Source organism: Streptomyces sp. NPDC053673, from assembly GCF_055585225.1.
In genome coordinates this window covers 13,060-29,754 of the sequence record NZ_JBVJKN010000059.1, presented here as the reverse complement: position 1 = coordinate 29,754, position 16,695 = coordinate 13,060, and the positions used below count along the sequence as shown (strand labels likewise).

Here is a 16,695-nt window from a genome sequence, read left to right as displayed (position 1 = left end):
GTCGACCGTCAGGTCATCGGCGAAGTGCCGGTCGCCAGTGGCATCGGGCACATACTTCACACAGACAACGATCCTCAAGCTCACGCCGGCTCTCCCTGATGACATGACTGGGCGGTTTCCACGCTCGCGCATGGTGTACATCCGACACTATGGCACTCAGTACCCTCAGTAAAGGTACTGGGTGCCATCTTTGGTGCTCCGGTGTTACGGTCTGGGCATGACCGAGGCGCGCCAGAGGCGGAAGACCGTGGCCGGGGACGCTGCCGCCCCCGTAAAAGTGCCCATGCGGGACGTCCTGGGCGAGGCTGCATTCCAGTTGTTCCTCGAGCGTGGCTTCGAGCAGACCACCGTGGACGACATCGTGGCCAGGGCGGGCGTTGGCCGCCGCTCCTTTTTCCGTTATTTCCCGTCCAAGGAGGACGTGGTCTTTCCGGACCACGACCGCTGTCTTGAAGACGTGACGGCATACCTGGACGCGTCTGACGAGGCGGATCCGGTGACAGCCGTGTGTGACGCGGCCCGGCTTGTCCTGCGCATGTACGCCGCCAATCCGGAGTTCTCGGTTCAGCGCTACCGTCTCACCCGGGAAGTGCCCGGACTGCGTACCTATGAACTTTCCGTCGTGCGCCGGTACGAGCGGACGCTGGCCGGCTACCTCCGTGGTCGGTTTGCGGGCAGACGCGACGGCGCCCTGTGGGCCGAGGTGATCGCCGCCGCCGTGGTCGCGGCCCACAACAACGGCTTGCGGTCCTGGCTGCGGTCGGGCGGTGCCGAGGACCCCGAAGCTGCGGTGAACCACGCCCTTTCGCTCGTACGTGTCTGGGGGAGTGCCGTGAGCGGTCAGGGTGAGGGGGTGTCGGGGCGGGGATCGGAGAAGACGTCCCGACCGGCTGCCGAGCAGACCGCCGACGATGGCGAGGTGATCGTGATGGTCGCCCCGAAGGGTGCCCACATGTGGCGCGTGGTGCAGAGCATCGAGTCGGCCCTCCGGGAGAGCTGACCGATTGGTCCTGGGTACTCGGTGCTGTTCAGGTGCGGCACTGAGTGTCCTGTGGTTGTCGGCCTCGAACGGTGGTTGATGTGTCAACCCATCTTCATCTACGCGCCCGCGCAGCGGGTGCTGATGCTGGCCGATGTGGTCTTCCCCGGCTGGGTGCCGTTCAAGAGCCTGGCCGTCTCCTCGGACATCCCGGGCTGGATCAAGGCTCACGACCAGGCGCTCTCGTTCCCGTTCGAGACGTTCATCGGGGGCCATCTCACGCGACTGGGCACGCGCCAGGACGTCGAGATCCAGCGGGCGTACATGCGTGACCTGGACAGGTTCACCCGGGAGGCGGCCGCCTCGGTGGACCCGACGCCGATGTTCGCGCAGTACCCCGGCAATCCCTGGGCGGTCTTCAAGTCCTACCTGGACGCGGTCGCCCAGGCGGCCACGGACAAGATGCTGCCGGCCTGGGAGGGCAAGCTGGGTGCCGTGGAGGTCTTCACCTTCGACAACGCCCATGCGATGCACGAGTCGTTGAGGATCGACTACGGCGTCCTCGGGCCCTTCGGAATCCGCGGCTGACCCGACCGCATGTCCTCAGGGCCCGGCGCTCATACCCCGGGTCGCGCGCGATCGTCGTGTCCTCCGCGGAGCGCCAGGCACCTCGGAGGCGCGGCGATCGTGAGAGTCCTGGTCCATGGCTTCCGGCCGCTCCAGCGCAGCCGGCTTGCGGGCCGCTCGCGGGCGACGGTCGCCTTCGAGCCCCTTCCCGCGCGCACCGGCACCTGCCGAGGAGCCGGCGCGGCTTCGTTCTCACCGGCCACGCAGGGCCCGGGGGCCGGTTCGAGACGGCAGCCCCGGCCGGCCTGCGGGCCGAGCCTGCCGTGGGAAGCCGTCCGTCGATCCCCGCCCGCCACGTCCGCAACGGTGTGTGAACCGGGCGGGAAGCCAAGCCGGACAGCGACGTCGCCGCCGTCGATGTACGAACTTCCAGCCTCAGGGAGGTGGCACGCAGGTTCCCGATCCATCCGGTTCGGATCCCTCAGGCCGGGCAGGTCGGCGCTATGGGCGGACCTGCCTCGTTCACGCGGTCGGGTGCCCTGCCGTCCGGGCTGCAAGGCGGGCCCTGCGTCGGCGCGTCACCGCAAGGGGCTCACTGTGCTGCAACAGGAGTGCAGTTCGGGGCGCTGCCGACCCGGTTGCTGAGTTGATCTGTCAATCAACGGAGAGCTGGTCTCGATCGGTGACTGAACTTCGATGGCTCGACGACCTGGAAAGGCGTGCGTGGCAGGGCTTCGTCGCCATGGGCCAGCTGGTGGAGGAACGGGTCAACCAGGAGCTGAGGCGAAGCGGCGGGCTCTCCATGGCCGACTACCGCGTCCTGGTCCCGCTGTCGGAGGCGAAGGACCACCGGCTGCGGATGCAGGAGCTCGCCGCGCTGGCGCGATGGGAGAAGAGTCGGTTGTCGCATCAGGTCCGCCGGATGGAAGGTCGCGGACTCGTACGCCGTGAGGAGTGCCCCACGGACGCGCGCGGCGCTGTGGCCGTGCTGACCCCTGAGGGGCTGGAAGCGATTCGAACGGTCGCGCCCCTGCATGCGGCACATGTCCGCCACATTTTCGTCGACGCTCTGTCCCGTGACCAGTTGAAGGCCCTTGTCGAAATCTCAGAGAGTGTGGTCCACCGCCTGGGTGGTCGCATCGGAACCGAGTAGCAAGGGTAGGTCGTCGTCCTGTTCGGTGTATGCCGGGTCGGGTCGATCCGCCGGGACCGGGGTATCGCGCCGAGTGGTCCGCAGCAGGAAGGCACCGCAGGCGAAGCCGATGGCCGCCGCCGTGAGATGACCGACGGTGGTGAAGTCGGGCAGGACACCGCTCCAGTCGCCGCCGAGCACCGGCCATGCGACAACCCCGGCGACCGCGAGCAACCGTGCCCGCTTCAGCAGCAGCGCTCCCGCCGCCAGGGCCGCCTCGGCCCCGTAACTGATCCCGAAGTCGACGGCGTGCCGGACGCTGGTCGGATACCAGTCGTGGACGAGGGCCACCCTGATCACCTGTGTGGTGATCAGGGTGGCCAGCACATGTCCCAGGACGAAGACACCGTAGGCGCGCATCGCTCCGTACCGCCGTTCCAGCCACGCCAGGCACAGGCCGACGCCGATGCCCAGGGTGATCAGCGTGCCGACGAAGTGGAGTGACGCGATGGAGGTCAGCGTGCCGTCGAAGAACAGCATGCTGCCCACCAGCGCACGAACCGGATGGTGCTGCAGATTGGTCAGATTGGTGCTGATGCCGAGTGCAACCCGCTGGGCGTCAGCGGTGGACAGCACCACAGCGAGCCAGAGATGGGTCAGCAAGAGCAACGCGACGTATCCGGCGGTCACCGGATTGCGGAAGACATAGGTGCCCAGAGCTCGGGTGAAACGATCAGTCACGGGAGCAGCCAAGCAAAGAGATCGCTCCTGGCACAAGATCCACCGGGTACCGGCGCCGGGCTCGGTTCTTGGCAGAAGTTGTCGTCGGCGGCGTGCCCCCGGCCATGTACTCGTGGCTCCCCAGGCAGTAACCGGCGGAGGTGGGAACGGCGTGCGACACCTGCTTGACGACTTCGCGAAGTGGTATGCCGAGGGACGGGCGTTCGCGCTGACGCCGGACTGCCCGGCTCTGGCGGCCGCCCTGCGGGCCGGAGTCCCGGTGGCTGTGGCCCCCGTCGTCGCGGCTCCCGACGCCGACCGGATCGGCGCGCGCGCCGTCGCCGGTCCGACGGTCGCCGTCGAAGCGGCGGAGGCGGGTCCGCTCGTGGACGCCGCCCGGGAGATGCCCGTTCGCGGAGAGACGGGGCGATCGCACGCATCTGGCCCTGCCGGGCCCGCCCTTCGGGCGGACGACGCTACTTTGAATGCACTCCCCAGGCTTCCAGCCGGCACCGCCATCGATCCCAGGAGCGCAGAACGTGTACGACCCCGCACCGGAAAACCCGTACCCCGACAGCCTCCGGCCGGACGAGGCGCCCGCACCGCACGCCCTGCTCGAGCCCGTGCTCGGCCTGTTGGGCACGTGGCACGGCCGGGGCCAGGGCGGGTACCCGACGATCACCGGGGAATTCGCGTACGCGCAGGAGGTGACCTTCAGTCATGACGGCCGTCCCTTTCTGCGCTACGAGGCCCGGGCCTGGCTGCTCGACGAGGATGACGCCCCGCTGCGTCCCTCGGCCCGGGAGAGCGGCTGGTGGCGGCTTCAGCCCGACGGCCGGGTCGAAGCACTGATCACCCAGCCCACCGGCATCGCGGAGATCATGGTCGGGCAGGCGACCGGGAACACGGTCGACCTGTCCACTCACGAGGTGGCCCTCGCCCCCACCGCCAAGAAGGTGAATGCCACCCGCCGCCGCTACGCGCTGACAGACGACGGTACGCTCACGTTCGACCACGATCTTGCTGCGGTCGATCAGCCGATGCAGCACCATCTCTCGGCACGACTGCGACGCACGCCCTAGGACTCCTCGGTAGGTCCGTTCCGCCGAGCCGTCGGCCCTCAGGAGCTTCCTGCATCCCGGGGCCAACGGCCGGCCGGTGGGCGTCCGGTGGGCGGGGGGCCCGTCACACGGTCTCGGCTCTGCCCCAGGCCGTCCGGCCCTGCCCGAGTGCGTCCGTCAGGCTGTGACTCGTGAGGCCCGGAGTTCAGGGGCGCAGCGGCCGCACAACAGGGCCGCGGGGCCCGGCCTGCTCGTGACGACCGTCTGGGCGTTGCCGGCGGCGCGCAGGTCGCCGCCGGCCGTGTCGGTGCACAGACCACGGCCGCCGGTGTGGCTGAGGCCGGTCAACCGCAGGCCGTCGGGGCAGACGGCCTTGTAGGCCCCCGGATCCCAGTCGCCGCCGGCCCGCACCCGCAGAGACTGCACCGAGTCGCCGTGGTCGGTGGTGAGCATGCGCCAGACGGGCACCGGCGCTATGGACCCGGTGCGGGTCGGAGACGTCATGAGGTGATTCCAGGCGGTGCCGCGCCAGTCGCCCTGGTCGAGGATCCCGTACCGCCGCCAGTTCCCGCCCCTCGGTATCAGCGTGATATGGCCGCTCCCGCTGAGTGGAGACGTACATGTGCTCCCAGCCCAGGCCCGAGCTGGTCCGTTCCGGGCTCACCCATGGCTGGTGCGCGCCCGCGCGAGTACAAGTACGGGCGCCCTCGCAGGTTTCCGTGCGCGGCTGCTTGCTCCCGTCCGCCGCTGCCCTTCTCGACTCCCCGTGACGACACGTCCATCTGTGCCCGGTGCTGAAGCAATGGCGATTGACCACCTCTGACCTGGGGGTTCTCCGGTGGCTGCCGTGCGGCCGGCGTACGTGTGGACGACTTGCCGGACGTCCTGAGATCAGAGTTATGGCATTCGCATATGACTCCTCGAATAACCGTCCGGCGATTGCCGAATGCATCCCGGGTTCTATGGCCTGATTATGTTGACAGTCTGCTCGGTTCCGCGCGTTAATTGGCCGCATGAGGCGGCCAGGTGTTCTCGCACGGATGGGTGAATCGACCAATTTTGCGGGCGGAGTGATCGTAGAAACATGTGTGGCCATACCGTAGTTGAGGTGTGATGGCCTGCTTGTAACCGCGAGAATCAATTTCGGCGGGGAGTGACGAATCCGGATTCCCCATGGAGGGATTTATGGCCCTTCTCGACTCCTTCACCATTCCAGACTTCCATCTCCCCTTCGAACCCTCCAAACACCCGCAGTCAAGTCAGGCCAACGCCGAGGCGACCTCGTGGGCGCTTCACCATGGCCTGATCACCGACGAGGCGGAGCAGTTCGCCGGCATCGGTTTCGGCCATCTGGCCGGGCGGGTGTGTCACGAGGCGCCCTACCAGCACGTCGCGCTGCTTGCCGAGTGGATGGCCTGGTCATTCGTACTCGACGACCAGCACGACCACCTCATCAGGGCGGACCAGCTGGAGGCGTGGCGTCCGCTCACCGATGCGGTCACCGGGTACCTCGCCACGGGGAAGACCGACAGCGCGCCGCAGGTGCGCCGGAACCCGCTGGTGGTCGGGTTCGTCGACCTGTGCGACCGCATCCTGGCCGAGATGCCGCCGGGCATACGGGAGCGCTATCGGGGGCACATCCCCCTCATGCTGCGCTCCCTCGACCAAGAGGCAGTCAACCGGAAGGCCGCAGAGCAGCCGGCCATCGACGACTACGTCCGTATGCGCCGGCACAGCTCCCAACTGCTGCCGATGATGGACATGGTGGAGGCCGGCCTGGGCGTCGAAGTGCCCCCGGAGGTATACGACAGCTCCGCGTTCCAGGACCTCATGTGCAGTGCCCTGGACGTCATCTCATGGGGCAATGACGTCTTCTCCCTGCGCAAGGAGTACTCCTGCGGGGACAACAACAACCTCGTCTCCCTCCTTGCCTGGTGGAACGAGTGGTCACTGCCGGAGGCCGTGCTCGCCGTCCAGGAGCGCGCCCACTCCCGCGTCGAGGACTTCCTGACCGCCGCACAGATGCTGCCCCACGTGCTGGACACGCTCGGAGTGACGGACCCGTCGACCGTCGTCGGAGTCGCGCGGTGCGTGAAGAGCTATCAGGACTGGATGATCGGTGCGGACCTCTGGCAGCGGTACGAGTGCACCCGCTACAGCGATGAACGGTGGGTCGCGGGGCTCGAATCCGGGTACACCCGCCCGGATCTGGTCCCAGCGATATGAGCGTGACGACGGAGAGGTGGCCCATGGCGCAGGTGAACCGGTCACGCGAGGCGGCGGTCGCTCCGGGGAGCCTGCCCGTCCTCGGCCACGCGCTGCAGTTGTGGCGCAGGCCGATCGCGTTCCTGGATTCGCTGCGGGCGTACGGCGACGTCGTAAGGGTCGATGTGGCCACCTGGCCCGTCCACGTGCTCACCAGCCCGGATCTGATACAGACCGTACTGGTCGGCGACGCGAAGAACTTCGGGCGCGGCAGGGTCTTCGAGACGTTGCGCCCGTTGTTGGGCAACGGTCTTCCGATGACCGACGGCGAGTTCCACCGCAAGCAGCGCCGTCTGCTGCAACCGGCGTTCCACCGGCATCACATCACCGCCTATGCGGAAACGATGTGCCGTCAGGCGGAACAGATGTCCACGTCGTGGACCGCCGGTCAAGAGATCTCGGTGACAACGGAAATGCGTCGGTTCGCGCTCTCCTCGGTCGCTGAAATGATCTTCTCTGGCGACCTCGGACGGTCGGCCGTCGAGGAAGTGCACCGCTCGTTCCCGATCGTCCTCGAGGGGATCCTCAGGCGAGCGATCATGCCGAAGGCACTGGACCGGCTGCCGATCACGAGGAACCGGCGGTTCGACGCGGCCGCCGCGCGGCTGCGCAGGATCATCGACGAGGTGCTCGTGCGCTACGACACCGAAGAGTCGGGCCGTGACGACTTTCTGACTCTGCTGCTGTCCACCGTGGACGCCGAGACGGGCGAGACGATGAGCGACGAGCAAGTGCGGGACGAAGTGATCTCCATCTTCTTCGCCGCGACGGAAACCTCGTCCACGGTGCTGTCCTGGATCTTCCATGAACTCGACCGTCATCCGGAGGTGGAGAAGCGCCTGCACGCCGAAGTCGACGAAGTGGTCGGCACACGGCCCGTGCGTGCCTCCGACCTCGCCGGCCTCAGGTATACGAACAGCGTCTTCCAGGAGGCTCTTCGCCTGCATTCGCCACTTCTGTTCACCAGGCGCGCTCTGGTTCCGGTGAAGCTCGGTGGCATCTCGATCCCGGCCGGAGCCGAACTGGGCTACAGCCCCTACGCGCTCCACCGGGACCCCGCGCTGTTCCACGAGCCCAGGAAGTTCGATCCGGATCGCTGGAACACCGACCCGGCGGATCGGCCACGCCCTCAGCGATTCATTCCGTTCGGGGCCGGTCAGCACAAATGTATCGGGGACTCCTTCGCGGCGGCGGAGATCGTGATCGCCACGGCGACCGTCGCGTCCCGGTGGCGGTTGGTCCACGCTCCGGGTACCACTGTGCGCGAAGTGCCTGGAGGTATGCCGCAGCCGGATGCGCTGGCGATGATTCCCATCGCACGACACTGACGGAAATTGATCCTTCGGCACCTTCGAGGCGATACCTTCGAGGCGATCTTCGGCCGGTCTCTCGGCACCGTGTCTGTGGCCGCGTCAGTGAAGGGTACAGGCCCGCCCACGGATGAGTGGCCGTTCTCTCTGAAAATGGTCGCAAGGAGCATCATCCCACCCATCTGCCCGTACACTCGGCGCACACGCTGTAGGGGGCGACAGGTGACACAGGCCATGGAGCAGCAAGGTCGGGCATGTCAGCCCATCCTTGAACGGGAATCCGAAGTTGACGCAATCCAGCAGGCGTTGGACGAATTGTGTGGAGCCTCGGTCAATGGCTCGGGTGCGCGGCGGGGCGGCGTGCTCGTCTTCGCAGCACCAGCCGGACTGGGCAAGACCACCCTGCTCGCCGAAGCCCGCCGGCATGCCGCCGAACGCGGCTGCACGGTGCTGTCCGCGCGCGGCGGCGAGCAGGAGAAGCAGGTGCCGTTCCATGTGGTGCGCCAGCTCATCCAGCCCACCTTCGCCGCCATGGGCGAGGACGAGCACCGCGAGATCCTGGGGCACTGGTACGGCATCGTCGCACCGGCGATCGGTCTGACCGCTCCGCAGGATGGCGCAGCACCCGACCCCCAGGGCGTGCGTGACGGCCTCGACTGGGTCGTCACCCGACTGTCGGTACGCTCCACGCCCGTCGTGCTGGTCCTCGACGACGCGCACTGGGCCGACGCGGAATCCCTCGCGTGGCTCACCGCCTTCGCCGCACGCGCCGAGGACCTGGGGATGCTGATCGTCGTGGCCTGCAGGCCGGATGAGCTCCCTCCCGACGCCGCCGTGTTGCAGACCCTGGCCTCGCGCCACGGGGCACGCCCGCACCAGCTGGAGCCCCTCACATCGAGCGCGGTGGCGCGCATGGTGCGCGACGCCCTCGGCGACGGTGCCGACGACCTGTTCTGCCGGGAATGCTGGGCGATCACCGCGGGAAACCCGTTCGAGATCGTCGAGCTCACCGCGAAGGGCCGCGACCATGGCCTGAAGCCGCAGCAGGACAACATTCCCCAACTCCGTGATCTCGCCTCGGCCGTCAAGGGCAGCGGGCTCGTGGAACGGCTCGAACAGCTCGGTCCCTCCACCGTCCGGCTTGCCTGGGCCGCCGCGGTGCTGGGCACCGGTACCTCCACAAGGATCGCAGCGAGTGTCGCATCGCTCGGCGACGCGCAGATCCACCAGGCCATCGACCAACTGCACAACGCGCGCATACTGACGGTCCTGACCACGGTGAAACGCGACGAGGTCGTGGAGTTCTTCCACCCGCTGATCGCCACCGCCGTGTACCGGTCCATCCCTCCGGGCGTACGCGTCGCCATGCACGGCATGGCAGCGATGGCCGTGATCGACGCCGGCCTCGGCGCCGCGGCCGCCGCCCGCCACATGCTGGAGATGCACCCGGAAGGCGACCCCTGGGTCGTGCAGCAGCTGCGTCAGGCCGCCCGCGCGAACTTCTCCGCCGGAGCCCCCGACGCCGCCCGCCGCTGTCTGGCCCGCGCTCTGCGTGAACCGCCGACCCCTGAGGACCGGGCCCAGGTGCTGTTCGAACTCGGCTCCGCCGGCCTCCTCCACGAACCCACCACCACCGTCAACCACCTGCGGGCCGCACTGGAAGAGCCCGAGATCGATCCGGGTCTACGGGAAGCCGTCATCTACCGGCTCGCCCAAGCCCTGGCCCACACCGGCCAGTTGGTGCAGGCGACCGAGCTCCTCGCGGACGAGGCCCGCCTCACCACCCGTGCCCGCACCAAACTCCGTATGCAGGCCGAGCAGTTCAAATGGAACGCGGTCCGTGTCGACGAGCAGGACTCACCCGCTCGCTCCCGGCTGCTGGCCCAGTTCGCCAAGCGCCTGACCGGCCGCAGCCTGGCCGAACGCCACATCCTGGGGCTCCGGGGCTGGGACTGCGTGATGCGCGGCGAACCCTCCGCCAGGGCACTGCAGTACGCGGAAAGGGCTCTGGACGGCGGCCTGAGCTGGACCGACCAGGACTTCGGGTTCGAGGTGCCGGCCGTCGTTGCGCTCACCCTCATGTACAGCGATCAGCCGGGCAGGGCCGAAGAACTGTTCAACGATGCCATCACCGAGTTCGAAGCACGAGGATGGCGCGGCGCGCACCTGTCCTTCGCCTACACCCTGCTCGGCTACGTCCGCTACCGGCGCGGACGGCTCACCGAAGCAGCGGACTTCGTGCACCAGGGACTTGAGATCGCCGACCGGGTCGGGCGCGGAATCCCGGCGCAGTGGCAGGCGGTCGGCACCCTCATCGAGACCCAGCTCGCCCGTGGACACACCGCCGAGGCCCTGGACGTCGCCGAGACCTACGACTTCGGCAAGGGCTTCCCCAACGCGGTCATCTACCCTGATCCCCAAGCCGTCTGGGGAAAGCTCCTCCTGGCCCGCGGCATGAGTGACGAGGCCGAGCGGCAGCTCGCCGAAGCCGGCCAACGCCTCGACAACCGAGGCACACGCAACCCCGCGTGGAGCCCCTGGCAACTCGACCTCGCCCTGGCACAGGCCAGGCATCAACCCGAGAAGGCCCGTGCCACGGCGCATGAGGCCGTTGCGCGCGCCCGCGCGTTCGGTACCGCCAGCGTCATCGGTCACGCACTGCGCGTCCAGGCGGCGACCACCGACCCGGCCGAGGCGGTCGTCCTCCTCCAGGAAGCCGTCGAGCACCTCGAGCAGTCCCCGGCCACGTACGAACTCGCCCACGCGCTCGTCGACCACGGCACGGCTCTGCACGCCCTCGGCAACCTGGAGCGCGCCGCCCACCAGCTCTACTCCGGCATGGAAGCCGCGACCGCCTGCGGCGCCCAGACCCTCTCGACCCGCGCCCGTACCGAGCTCGCCGCCGCCGGACTGCGCCCGCGTCGCCGCCGCGTCGCCGAACAGGACACCCTCTCCGAGGCGGAGAGCGCGGCAGCCCGCTACGCCGCACGCGGGCTGAACAACGCGGAGATCGCCACCGAGCTCGGCACCGGCGAGCGTGCCGTATCGAAACTACTCTCCGCGGTCTTCACCAAACTGGGAACCGATCGAGTGGGCCTGCGCCGCTCCCTCGGCATGTGATCCGGCGGAGCCCGGGACGGCTCACGGGTCCGGCCGGGCAGCTGCCGGCAGATCGACAGCAGCGCCCCGGGCCGCGCGCCACGGCCCGGGGCGCTGCTGTGCGCGGTACAAGACCAGGCGCAGCGCGGGAATCGGTCCGCGCGGGTCAGCCATGCCGCTGCCCGGGCGGTACTTCGGCGGCCCGGCGTTGGTCGTCCAAGGGTTCGGTTCGCAGGCCGTAGCGGTCCATCACCGTGTGCACGGCTCGTGACCGACGGTGACGTCGTAGTCGGACGGAGGGGGTTACTCGGCCCGGCCGGGGACGGGGTGGAGGCGGTAGGTGGTGTGGTGGCTGCGCACGAAGCCTGCGGTGGGCGGAGGGAAGTGGCTGCCGAGCAGGAGGGTGTCGGTGTCGGCCAGGGCGGCGAGCAGGTCACGGCGGGTCGCCTCGGCCTGGACGGGGTCGATGTCGACGTGGCTGTGGAGGAGATGTCCTCGACGGCCGGTCGTGCCTATGTTCGCGACGCGCTCGCGGGCGACCCGGGCGGCAGAAATGCCGGGCAGTGCTCCGCGTATGCCGCCGAACAGGTCGACGTCATCCTGGCCCGCGCGGGTGAACGCGACGAGCCGGCACCTTCCCACGACGTGGTCATGGACCACGTCGTGGCGCCGATGATGTACCGCATTCTGTTCCGCCCCGGCCTGCTCGACGCCGACTATGCCCGCGCGCTGGTGGACGCGGCCCTGACCCGGCTGATGCCTCCGCGGTGAAGGCCCAAGCGACGGGTCGGCCCGCGCTTTTTATCGGCGAGCGCCCCGTCCTGGCCGCGGCCCGTCTGACCGCCCGTGTCCCTGCCGCGACAGGCCCGTTGCATCGGCGGCAGGAAGCCGCCCGGCCCACCGCGTCGCCGGAGCCGCCGAGGGCGAAGGCGCAGGCGCTACGGGAGGTGCGTGGGCGACGGTGCGGAGCGCTGGTGGGGAATCGGCAACTCTCCCTGCTGTACGGCGATCGTCCGCGTCGGAGCGGGAATGCTGATGCCCTCGGCGCGGTAGCGCCGGTGCAGTCGCTTGATGAACTCGTGCTTGATCCGGTACTGGTCACTGAACTCGCCGACCCCCAGGATCACCGTCAAACCGATCCTGGAGTCGCCGAACGTGTGGAAACGAATGATCGGTTCATGGTCGGGCACAGCACCGGCGATGTCCGCCATCACGCTCTCCACGACCTCGGCGGTGACGCGCTCGACATGGTCCAGGTCGCTGTCGTAGCCGACACCCACCTGGACGTTGAGCGTCATCTGCTGCTCCGGCCGGTGGTAGTTGGTCATGTTGGTACCTGACAACTTGGTGTTGGGGATGATCACCAGGTTCTCGGAGAGCGTGCGCACCACCGTGTTGCGCCAGTTGATGTCGACGACATAGCCCTCCTCGCCGCTGCTCAGTCTGATGTAGTGACCGGGCTGCACCGTTCTGGAAGCGAGGATGTGCACACCCGCGAACAGGTTGGCCAGGGTGTCCTGCAAGGCGAGCGCCACCGCCAGACCACCCACTCCCAGCGCGGTGAGCAGCGGTGCGATGGAGACGCCCAGGGTCTCCAGGACGACGAGGAAGCCCATGGCCAGCACCACGACACGCGTGATGTTCACGAAGATGGTGGCCGACCCGGCGACACCGGACTTGGACTGTGCGAGGGCCTGCACCAGACCGGCGACGATCCTCGCGGCCGTGAGGGTCGCGGCCATGATGAGCACGGCGGTGAGCGTCATGGTGACGTTGCGTCCGACCCTGGCGTTGAGTGGCAGTACCGACGCCGCGACCGCCGCACCGCCGGTGATCGCGGCCCAGGGGACAAGTGCCCGCAGGGCGTCGACGATGATGTCGTCGCCGTTCCAACGGGTTCGTCCGGCCCGCTCGCCGAGCCATTTCAGGATCACGCGCAGCAGCAGGGCGGCCGCGATGCCTGCGGCCATCGCGATTCCGGCGACGAACGCGTCATGCAGTGTGAGGTCCCGGTTCACCGATCCCCTCCCGTCGCACGGTGCAGAGCGCGGGCGGCGGTGGCTGCCGCTGTGAGCCGGACGTGATGTGTCGTCACCTTGTTACCTGTGCATTCTGGGAGTGCGGTTGTGCGGTCGCGTCGGTACGTACGAAGTCCACTCGGCGCGACCTGTCATCCTGCCGCACGCCGCAGGCACCGCTGCAGGTGGGCCCACCTCCGCACAGCACTGGAGCGGCAGCGATATGACAGGGGTTCAGCGAGCTTCCCACCCGATGACGGGTGACCCCCGGTCCACACCGGACGTCCGGCGACCCGGTGCACACCGGACGTCCGGCGACCCGGTGCACACCGGACGTCCGGCGACCCGGTACGCACCGGACGTCCGGCGACCCGGTGCCGTCGGTCGACCGGTGACCGCCCGGGCGGCGACTTGTGACGAGCGGAGATGCCGGGCCCGCCGTAGATTGATCAGTGGGCGGTCGGCGGGCACGGACGGACTGGCAGGGAGCCCTGTGGCACCACGGGAGATCGATTACGCGGCGTTGTTCGCCGCTACGCCGAGTCCGTACCTGGTGCTGGGCCCGGACCTGGTGATCGTCGATGTCAACGAGGCTTACCTTCAGGCGACCGGCAGAACCCGCGAGGACCTGCTCGGGCAGTACATCTTCGATGCCTTCCCGAACAACCCCGCGGACCCCGACGCCGATGGCGTGCAGAATCTGAACGCCTCACTGCGCCGGGTCCTGGCCACCCGGGAACCCGACACGATGGCGCTGCAGAAGTACGACATTCCCTGCATGCACCGGCCTGGCGAGTTCGAGGAGCGTTGGTGGTCCCCGATCAACACCCCCGTTCTCGCACCCGACGGAACGACGGCGTGGATCATCCATCGGGTGGAGGACGTGACCGCGTTCGTTCATTCCCGGCGTGCCCACGACCGCCTCCTCGGCGGGGAGCTGAGCAAGCGGGAAGAGGGGATGGAAGCCGAGCTGTACGCACGGGCGAGAGAACTGCAGCGGCTGAACGACGAACTGCGCCAGGCCCACTCCCGCGAACGCCAGGTCGCCCTCACGTTGCAGGAAGCCATGCTCCACTCCCCGGACCTCGCCCGCCACCCGGACGTCGCCGTGCGCTACGTGCCCGCCATCGGCTCGCTGAACGTGTGCGGTGACTGGAACGACGTCGTCGACCTCCCCGACGGCCGCTTCGCGGTGGCAGTCGGCGATGTGGTCGGCCATGGTCTGGAGGCCGCCACCGTCATGGGCATGCTCCGCAGCGCGCTGAGCGCCGCCACCCGTGCCGTCGACGGGCCCGCCAAAGCCCTGGAGGTGCTCGGTCTGTACGCGCGGTCGGTCGAAGGGGCACTGGCCACTACGGCGGTCGAGGCACTGATCGACAACACCGGTCGCCGGATCGTCTACAGCAGCGCCGGCCACCCACCTCCGATCCTGCTGCACTCCGACGGCACCACCGAGCTGCTCGACAAGGCCACCGATCCGCCGCTGGGCGCCCGCCCCGAGCACGTCCCCCGTTGCCAGGCCGGTGTCTCCTACACCCCGCGCGACACCCTGGTCCTCTACACGGACGGTCTCATCGAACGCCGCGGCGAGGACATCGACGCCGGCCTGGCCCGGCTGGCCGATGCGCTGGCCCCCTGCAGTCGGCTCGGCCCCGAGCGCCTGGCCGATGTCCTGCTGGCCAACCTCGGCGTCAGCGGCGGCGCCCGTGACGACGTCGCCATCGTCGTCGTCAGCCTCTGACGTACCAGCCGGCCGGCGCGGCGGGCTGCGGTGGCGGCTTCGCCGGGTGACGGTGAAGCCGCCACCGGGGTCACGAGGGGCAGCCGGAATCGGCGATCACGAAGTGGCCGGGGGAGGTCTCCTCAAGGGTGTGCGTGGTGAAGACGTTGTACAGGCCCATGTTCTGGTCGGAGCCATTGGCGTAGACGGTGCCCATGGTCTGGTGGGCCCGGCCGGCGGCCACATGGTTGTAGTTGTTGTCGGTGAAGCACCGGTGGGCGGATCCGGCGGTGGTCGCCTGCACCGGGGCGGAGGACGCGCCGACGTCTCCCGAGCCGTCCACGGCGGCGACGGTGTAGCTGTAGGCCGTGCCGGGGGAGAGCCCCGTGTCGGTGAAGGAGGCCGAGGACGGCGTGCCGGCCGGGGCCCCGCCACGGTGGACGCGGTACGAGACCGCGCCGTCCACCGCGTTCCAGGACAGGGTCACCGAGGAGTCGGTGGTGGCGGTGACGGTGAGCCCGGACGGCGCGGGCAGGGTGCCACCGCCGTCGGGCGCACCGAGGCCCCAGGACTGCCCGATCCAGTACGAGGCGCAGATGTTCGCGTCCAGTACGTACGCGCCGGCGGTGCCGCACTGCGTGGCGCCGCTGCCCGGGTCGACCGGCTGGCCGTGGCCCATGCCCGTGATGGAGTACGACTCGACCACGGCCTCGCCGGCGCCGCTCCGGTACACCTTGTGCGGATGGCCCTGGACGGTGTCGCTGAGGTCCGCGACCGCGTCGGTGCCGTGCACATCGGTCCACTGCTCGACGGTCTCGGTCATGTTCATCGGTGACACCGTGCTGTCGCTGGAACCGTGCCAGACCGACATCGTGGGATACGGGCCCCCGTACGACGGGTAGGCGGCGCGGACCTTGTCGCCCCACTGCCGTGCGCCGAGGTCCGAGCCGGGACTCATGCAACTGAACCCGGCGGTGACGTCACGGGCACAGTCGAACGGGATGCCCGCGACGACCGCCGCCCCCGCGAAGACGTCCGGGTAGGAGGCGGCCATGACCGAGGTCATGGCCCCGCCGGCGGACAGGCCGGTGACGTACACCCGGGAGACATCGATGCCGTGGTCGGAAGCCATTCTGTCGGTCATCTGCCTGATGGACAGCGCCTCGCCCTGGCCGCGCGAGAAGTCGGCCGACTGGAACCAGTTGAAGCAGGAGTTGGCGTTGTTGGCGGACTTCTGCTGCGGCAGGAGCAGAGCGAAGCCCCAGGTGTCGGCCCACTTGGTCCAGCCGGTCTCGTTGTCGAAGGCGGCCGCGGACTGGGTGCAGCCGTGCAGGGCCACCACGAGCGGGCGGCCGGCCGGCAGCCCGTCGGGGACGTAGCGGAACATCTGCAGATTGCCTGGATTGGACCCGAACCCGGTGACCTCGGTCAGGCTCGCGGCTCGCGCCGGAGCGGGGAACAGCCCCAGGACGAGGGCGATCAGGGACAGCACGAGCGCTGCGGCGGAGCTTCGTGGCGGGCGCTGAGCGCGTGAGAAGCGGGGGTTCATCGTGCCACCTCGGTGATTGCTGCTGGGTGGATGTGGGGGCTCGCGCGTCGGTGGCTTGGCAGCCGACACCTGTGCGCCGCCCGGAATTACGGGGACGTTACGTTCCGCCGATCCGTGGAGTAATGGCGGTGGGCTCCACCCCGCACGGCCGCGGGCTGTGGTCCGCATCTGTTGCGGTGGGACAGCGATCCGCGATGGCGGGCGCCCTGTCATGTGTGAGGTGTGTGAGGTTCCGGTCCTGGCGCTGTCATGCACGGCATGCTCTGCGCGAGCTT

12 protein-coding genes and 2 pseudogenes are annotated in these 16,695 nt (G+C 68.9%); 9 read left to right on the top strand and 5 right to left on the bottom strand.

Annotation, left to right across the window (positions count from 1 at the left end; all coding sequences use genetic code 11):
* Window positions 1-84 (bottom strand): annotated as a pseudogene (locus ACZ6ZQ_RS37520) (electron transfer flavoprotein subunit beta); the annotation flags it as partial.
* A 199-nt stretch (window positions 85-283) separates the two neighbouring features.
* On the opposite strand from ACZ6ZQ_RS37520, the gene ACZ6ZQ_RS37515 reads away from it, so the two are divergent.
* The 3 genes from ACZ6ZQ_RS37515 to ACZ6ZQ_RS37505 all read left to right on the top strand — a co-directional run bounded on the left by ACZ6ZQ_RS37515 (window position 284) and on the right by ACZ6ZQ_RS37505 (window position 2,699).
* Window positions 284-1,000: a TetR family transcriptional regulator gene (locus tag ACZ6ZQ_RS37515; RefSeq protein ID WP_469773020.1), complete on the top strand. Its 717-nt coding sequence runs from the start codon at window positions 284-286 to the stop codon at window positions 998-1,000.
* 78 nt (window positions 1,001-1,078) lie between these two features.
* Complete coding sequence (locus tag ACZ6ZQ_RS37510; RefSeq protein WP_469773017.1) at window positions 1,079-1,567, top strand: hypothetical protein; 489 nt, start codon at window positions 1,079-1,081, stop codon at window positions 1,565-1,567.
* A gap of 661 nt (window positions 1,568-2,228) precedes the next feature.
* Entirely contained in the window at window positions 2,229-2,699 is a 471-nt protein-coding gene (locus ACZ6ZQ_RS37505; protein WP_469773016.1) for a MarR family winged helix-turn-helix transcriptional regulator, read from the top strand.
* On the opposite strand, the gene ACZ6ZQ_RS37500 is transcribed toward ACZ6ZQ_RS37505, so the two are convergent.
* Window positions 2,652-3,419 carry a rhomboid-like protein gene (locus ACZ6ZQ_RS37500; RefSeq protein WP_469773015.1) on the bottom strand — a complete coding sequence of 256 codons (768 nt, stop codon included), beginning with the start codon at window positions 3,417-3,419 and terminating at the stop codon, window positions 2,652-2,654. The two genes, ACZ6ZQ_RS37505 and ACZ6ZQ_RS37500, sit on opposite strands and share 48 nt — an antisense overlap.
* Window positions 3,420-3,937: 518 nt before the next feature.
* On the opposite strand from ACZ6ZQ_RS37500, the gene ACZ6ZQ_RS37495 reads away from it, so the two are divergent.
* Window positions 3,938-4,480 (top strand): nitrobindin family protein, encoded by a 543-nt coding sequence (locus ACZ6ZQ_RS37495; RefSeq protein ID WP_469773014.1) that lies wholly within the window; start codon window positions 3,938-3,940, stop codon window positions 4,478-4,480.
* A 231-nt stretch (window positions 4,481-4,711) separates the two neighbouring features.
* Here ACZ6ZQ_RS37495 and ACZ6ZQ_RS37490 read toward each other — a convergent pair.
* A pseudogene (locus ACZ6ZQ_RS37490) lies at window positions 4,712-5,017 on the bottom strand (glycoside hydrolase); the annotation flags it as partial.
* Between the two features lie 627 nt (window positions 5,018-5,644).
* On the opposite strand from ACZ6ZQ_RS37490, the gene ACZ6ZQ_RS37485 reads away from it, so the two are divergent.
* From ACZ6ZQ_RS37485 to ACZ6ZQ_RS37470, 4 genes are all read left to right on the top strand, one after another.
* Window positions 5,645-6,685 (top strand): terpene synthase family protein, encoded by a 1,041-nt coding sequence (locus ACZ6ZQ_RS37485; protein WP_469773013.1) that lies wholly within the window; start codon window positions 5,645-5,647, stop codon window positions 6,683-6,685.
* Window positions 6,686-6,708: 23 nt separating this feature from the next.
* The gene (locus tag ACZ6ZQ_RS37480; protein ID WP_469773012.1) at window positions 6,709-8,052 is read left to right on the top strand and encodes a cytochrome P450; all 1,344 of its coding nucleotides are present in this window, start codon (window positions 6,709-6,711) and stop codon (window positions 8,050-8,052) included.
* A 216-nt stretch (window positions 8,053-8,268) separates the two neighbouring features.
* The gene (locus tag ACZ6ZQ_RS37475; protein WP_469773011.1) at window positions 8,269-11,154 is read left to right on the top strand and encodes a helix-turn-helix transcriptional regulator; all 2,886 of its coding nucleotides are present in this window, start codon (window positions 8,269-8,271) and stop codon (window positions 11,152-11,154) included.
* Between the two features lie 468 nt (window positions 11,155-11,622).
* Entirely contained in the window at window positions 11,623-11,904 is a 282-nt protein-coding gene (locus ACZ6ZQ_RS37470) for a TetR-like C-terminal domain-containing protein (protein ID WP_469773019.1), read from the top strand.
* Between the two features lie 167 nt (window positions 11,905-12,071).
* Here ACZ6ZQ_RS37470 and ACZ6ZQ_RS37465 read toward each other — a convergent pair whose 3' ends face one another.
* Window positions 12,072-13,151, bottom strand: coding sequence for a mechanosensitive ion channel family protein (locus ACZ6ZQ_RS37465; RefSeq protein WP_469773010.1), 1,080 nt, complete (start codon window positions 13,149-13,151; stop codon window positions 12,072-12,074).
* A 493-nt stretch (window positions 13,152-13,644) separates the two neighbouring features.
* On the opposite strand from ACZ6ZQ_RS37465, the gene ACZ6ZQ_RS37460 reads away from it, so the two are divergent.
* Window positions 13,645-14,892: a PP2C family protein-serine/threonine phosphatase gene (locus tag ACZ6ZQ_RS37460; protein WP_469773009.1), complete on the top strand. Its 1,248-nt coding sequence runs from the start codon at window positions 13,645-13,647 to the stop codon at window positions 14,890-14,892.
* 70 nt (window positions 14,893-14,962) lie between these two features.
* Here the strand turns inward: ACZ6ZQ_RS37460 and ACZ6ZQ_RS37455 are convergent, their stop codons facing one another.
* Complete coding sequence (locus tag ACZ6ZQ_RS37455; protein ID WP_469773008.1) at window positions 14,963-16,420, bottom strand: extracellular catalytic domain type 1 short-chain-length polyhydroxyalkanoate depolymerase; 1,458 nt, start codon at window positions 16,418-16,420, stop codon at window positions 14,963-14,965.
* Between the last annotated feature and the right edge of the window lie 275 nt (window positions 16,421-16,695).

What these genes read in the sequence shown, in the direction of transcription:
- ACZ6ZQ_RS37515 (WP_469773020.1), top strand. Translation starts at nt 284, where the DNA reads ATGCGGGACGTCCTGGGCGAGGCTGCATTCCAGTTGTTCCTCGAGCGT.
- ACZ6ZQ_RS37510 (WP_469773017.1), top strand. Translation starts at nt 1,079, where the DNA reads ATGTGTCAACCCATCTTCATCTACGCGCCCGCGCAGCGGGTGCTGATG.
- ACZ6ZQ_RS37485 (WP_469773013.1), top strand. Translation starts at nt 5,645, where the DNA reads ATGGCCCTTCTCGACTCCTTCACCATTCCAGACTTCCATCTCCCCTTC.
- ACZ6ZQ_RS37480 (WP_469773012.1), top strand. Translation starts at nt 6,709, where the DNA reads ATGGCGCAGGTGAACCGGTCACGCGAGGCGGCGGTCGCTCCGGGGAGC.
- ACZ6ZQ_RS37475 (WP_469773011.1), top strand. Translation starts at nt 8,269, where the DNA reads ATGGAGCAGCAAGGTCGGGCATGTCAGCCCATCCTTGAACGGGAATCC.
- ACZ6ZQ_RS37470 (WP_469773019.1), top strand. Translation starts at nt 11,623, where the DNA reads ATGTCCTCGACGGCCGGTCGTGCCTATGTTCGCGACGCGCTCGCGGGC.
- ACZ6ZQ_RS37455 (WP_469773008.1), bottom strand. Translation starts at nt 16,420, where the DNA reads ATGAACCCCCGCTTCTCACGCGCTCAGCGCCCGCCACGAAGCTCCGCC.